The organism is Bradyrhizobium sp. (assembly GCF_049512235.1).
Lineage (GTDB): Bacteria > Pseudomonadota > Alphaproteobacteria > Rhizobiales > Xanthobacteraceae > Bradyrhizobium.
Genome location: NZ_JBEKXH010000517.1, coordinates 1 through 4,378 on the forward strand (window position 1 = coordinate 1; position 4,378 = coordinate 4,378).

The following is a 4,378-nucleotide window of genomic DNA, read 5'->3' on the forward strand; positions in this document are numbered from 1 at the left end:
CCGCTCTCTTCACCGCCAGCGAGATCTCGCGGCGTATGGCAGCCTCCACAATGGGCGAGGCCCTCCGACAGGTAGGCACCTCGGTTCCACACCTCGTCTGCGGCCGGCGCCGGCGAAAAACGCCTGTCGTGCAGGAACAACAGTTGCCATCCCGCGAGCAACGGCCTGAAGCCGAGTGGAAAGATGAGATGATTTGAAGGAGCGCTGGCACTAATGGCGCGCCTGGTCATCAGAAATGCATAGAGATCGTCGATGTCCTGATCGCTCACGTGGGCGTAGTGGTCGTACGGCATCGCCGGATAGAGGAGATGACCACTGCGCGACACGCCTTCACGCATCGCACGCCTGAAAGCTATCTTTGACCAATTGCCGATGCCTGTCGCTTCATCCGGCGTTATGTTTGTTGAGAAAATCGTGCCGAATGGGGTGGGTAAAGGACGGCCACCCGCGTAATCAGCACCCTGCTCAGCTGTATGGCAGATTCCGCAATCGCCTATAATTGCCGCCGCGGCTCCACGCTTTATGCTATCCGGGGAAAATGCCTTTGGGTCCGGCCGAGGCACCGTTGGCAACGGGGATCGGTAGACCACAACCACGAAGATGCCCGCGATGCACACGCAGCAAACCAAAGCTGCCCCCCAACCGATTGAGGTTCGACCTAATGACAACAACGTCGTTCCCTATCGAGCTAAAGTACGCACGCCTGGTGTGTTCACTAGCAAGCCCGCTGCCCGCCTTGCGGTCGCGCTGGAGGCGTCGCAGAAGGAGTGTGAGCTTCTGTTAGCATGGTCGATGTTCGTGAGTTTGACGCCCGCAACGCTCACGCTTCCCGGAATATATCGACGGGCGACCCGAGGCAGGCACGTTGTATTTTGTAAAAAATAGTGAAAAGTCGACGCGCTCTTAAGATGGTTCAGTCATCTGGAAGCCAACAAAAGGTGCTGCGCCAGGTCCTTCGTAAGCTGACGCGCGATCTTCCCGTTGTTTAAAATACTTCCGTGAGGCAGTCGTAAACGATAGCCAGCACGGCGGATCTGATGGCTCTATCCGATATAGATCGCCAACCAGAAGAGAACGATATGACGGCTATCGGCTTGATGCGGGACGGCCAAATTGGCTATCGTAAATCCTCGAGCTGTGCGCGCGCCAGCTTGAGATCTGCAGTTTCGAAGCCTTCTGTGAAGCGGTCGTAAACGAGAGCGAGCGTATGCCGGGCCTGATCGCGGTGCCCGTCTTCGCAGAGCAAGCGGGCCAAGGCCATCGTTGACCTCAGTTCCCAGGCGAGCGCAGATTGTGCGCGCGCGACATCGAGCGCTTCGGTCAGGCAGTGCATGGCTGACTCACGGTCATGTCGGGCCGCGAGAATCTGCGACTTAATCCGAAGCAGTTCAGACAAGTTAAATTCCACTCCACTATTTATCGCGCGCGCGATGGCTCCATTGATCGCGAAAAGCGCCTCCTCGAATTGCCCGGTCTCGCGCAGGCCTTCCGTCAACGCGCCGATGAAACCCGTGGTCAAGAGATTGAACTGCTGAGCGTGCAGGGTTTCCAGCGCGCCCCGTAATAAATCGAGACCGGCTTCCAGCTCGTCGCGGGCGATAGCAAGTTCGCCTTTCAGCGCGATGCCAGCGGCACGGTACGGTGCAAGCGAGTGTCGTCCGGCGTATACGATCAACTGCTCGATGAGATCGCTGGCTCCCGGCAAATCACCGGTCCACAGTAGGATCGTCGAGGCATGAACCAGCGAACCGCAGATCGGAAGCGGGTGATCCCGGCTCGCCGCTTCACCAATGGCCGTTTGCACGATTCGAAGCGCCTGATCGGCGAAGCCGCGCAGCCACAAGGTGCGGGCGAGGAAGACGAGCGCGCGGATGCGCTGATCAATGCCGAAGAGGTTGACGTTGAGGGTACCAAGCTCGACTGCGAGCGCTATGCTGCGCTCACAATGGCGTTGTGCCACGGCCTGGTCGCCTAGAAAGTTGTGAGCCATGCCCAACCAAGACTCCACCCAGACGGTGCCGGCCGGGAGCTTGGCAGCCTGCGCGATGACGCTGGCCTGTTCCGCGACCGCCAGGGCGCCGCGGAGGTCGCCAAGTTGCGTAAGAAAAATGTTCAGACCGACGAGAAGGCGCAGTTGGCGCGCAGGATCCTGGAACGCTTCCGCCAGCGCAAGCCCGCGCTCGAATTCGACGCGAACCTGTCCGCTGTGACCCCTGGTGAACATCGACGAGACCGCCAGAGCTTCCTGAAGGATCATCTCCTGTCTGGTGCCGCGGTTGGTGTCGTCGAGCGCGGCCAGCGCCCGTTCACTCCAGCCCCTGCATTCCCCGAACAGCGACATTTTGATGAACAGTGGCACCGCCCAGGCGGCGAGTTCGATCCCGACCGCGACATCGCCACGACCAGACAGAGCCCATCCCAGCGCCGCCCGCACGTTGCCGATATGCGAAGCGTATCCCGAAAGATCGTGTTCGCCAAACAACGACTGGATGATCTCGTCGTGCTCGAGAAACTTGGCATAAAAGATCGCATGGCGCCGAGCGATGCGATCTGCGCCGCCACGCTGGGCGAGTTTGGCGGCGGCATAGGCGCGCGTGGTGTCGAGTAGCCGATATGTCGATTCGTTGAGGACGGTCTTGGATATCAAGAACTTTGCAACCAGGCTCGCGCCCGCGTCGATAACGCCCGCCTCATCTATCTCCGTATCCGACGCAACGAAGCCGGCCGCTTGAAGCGTGAAGTCACCGACAAAGACCGACATCCGGCACAGGACCACCTTCTCGCGCTCCGAAAGCAGGTTGTAACTCCAATCGAGCATCGCGTTCAGAGTCCGGTGCCGCGGCAGCGCGGTACGACGGCCATGCCAGAGCAAGCTGAAGCGGTTGTCGAGCAGATCGGCGATTCTACGGATCCCAAGGGATCCGGCACGACCGGCCGCGAGTTCAATAGCCAGCGGGATTCCGTCAAGCCGGCGGCAACTCCGGGCTACGATCGGCGCATCGATATCGCTTAATGCCGTTCCATAGCCGCTCGCTGCCGCCCGCTCCATAAAAAGCTGGGCCGCGGGATAGCGGAGTACGTCCATGGCCGTCAGGCCAGCATCATCAGGTGGACAATCAAGTGAGGACAACAAGTGGACATGTTCACTTTCCACCCCGAGCGCTTCGCGGCTGGTCGCCAGGATGTGTGCCTGCGGTGCTTCGCTGACGATACGTTCGGCGAGCGCTGCCGCAACGCCGATCACGTGCTCGCAACTGTCGAGTACGAGAAGAAGCTTCTTGCCGCCGATTAAGGCCACCAGACCAGCGAGCGGGTCCTGGCTTTGTACCATCAACCCGAGCGCCGATGCGACCGCTGTCGGCACGAGTTGGGGATCGGTCAGCGCAGCCAGATCGATGAAGAAGACCGCGTCGTGGAATCCATCGACCAGCCCATGAGCGACAGAGATTGCCACGGTCGTTTTGCCGACACCTCCGGGACCGACGATGCTGACGAAGCGCCGCATCTGGAGTTGCTCCGCCAAGGATCGAACGGTGTCATCGCGGCCGACCATCCGCGCCGGTCGCGGCGGCAGCCTTTGAACTCGTTCTGTGGCGGCAATTCCGGTAACAGGGGCCGTTTGCCTGGCGCTTGAGCGCGTAACCGGCGCGACAAAACAATAGCCCATGCTGGGAACACTGGTTACGTAGCGAGCGCCGTCTCGTCCGTCACCAAGCGCCTTCCGAACAGCTGCGACGTGAGCGCGGAGATTGGCGTCCTCCACCGTCACACCCCGCCACACTGTTGAGATCAGCTCCTTGTGAGGAACCACTTCTCCGGCCTGCTCCGCAAGCGCGATCAGGACGTCGAGCGCGCGGCCACCGAGTGGTATCGGCTCGTCAGCTTTCTTGAGCAGCCTCTCGGCAACACACAGGCTGAACGGGCCGAAGGAAAGCACGTCCTGGAGCGGCAGGTTGCGGTGATCATTCATTAACGCCGTCCGCGCTCACGAAGCTGAAAGGACGAAACGCTATTACATTTCCAGCCTCCATCGTCGGCTCCATCCTGGCGTCATCATAACCGCTTGATCATCGAGCTTGAACCTAAAGCAAGGCTCGGTTCCGCGCAATCGTAATTGAGGCAGCCGCTATTGGCGCACGCCCCAATTCGACAGGCTCGGCCTATAACGCGGTCGACAATTGCGACCAGCATCATTCGATGCCTAACGATCATTTTCTGAAACGCAAACTCTACGCCTTGGAGACCAATTTAAATGCAAGAAGCCAAATCCGCTCCGAAGTCCTCATAGGGTCGGCTCGCTTATTCGGCGGCCGTGCCGTAGGGAATATTCGGTCCGCCAAGCGGCTTGTTCGGCAGAAACGAGGTAATGGCGTCCCAT

2 protein-coding genes are annotated in these 4,378 nt (G+C 59.9%); both read right to left on the reverse strand.

The window, feature by feature from the left end:
* Nucleotides 1-617, reverse strand: a 617-nt coding sequence (locus ABSG20_RS30815; protein WP_423868230.1) for a c-type cytochrome, incomplete at its 3' end; no start/stop codon positions are given.
* 500 nt (nucleotides 618-1,117) lie between these two features.
* Nucleotides 1,118-3,970 (reverse strand): ATP-binding protein, encoded by a 2,853-nt coding sequence (locus tag ABSG20_RS30820; RefSeq protein ID WP_423868231.1) that lies wholly within the window; start codon nucleotides 3,968-3,970, stop codon nucleotides 1,118-1,120.
* Between the last annotated feature and the right edge of the window lie 408 nt (nucleotides 3,971-4,378).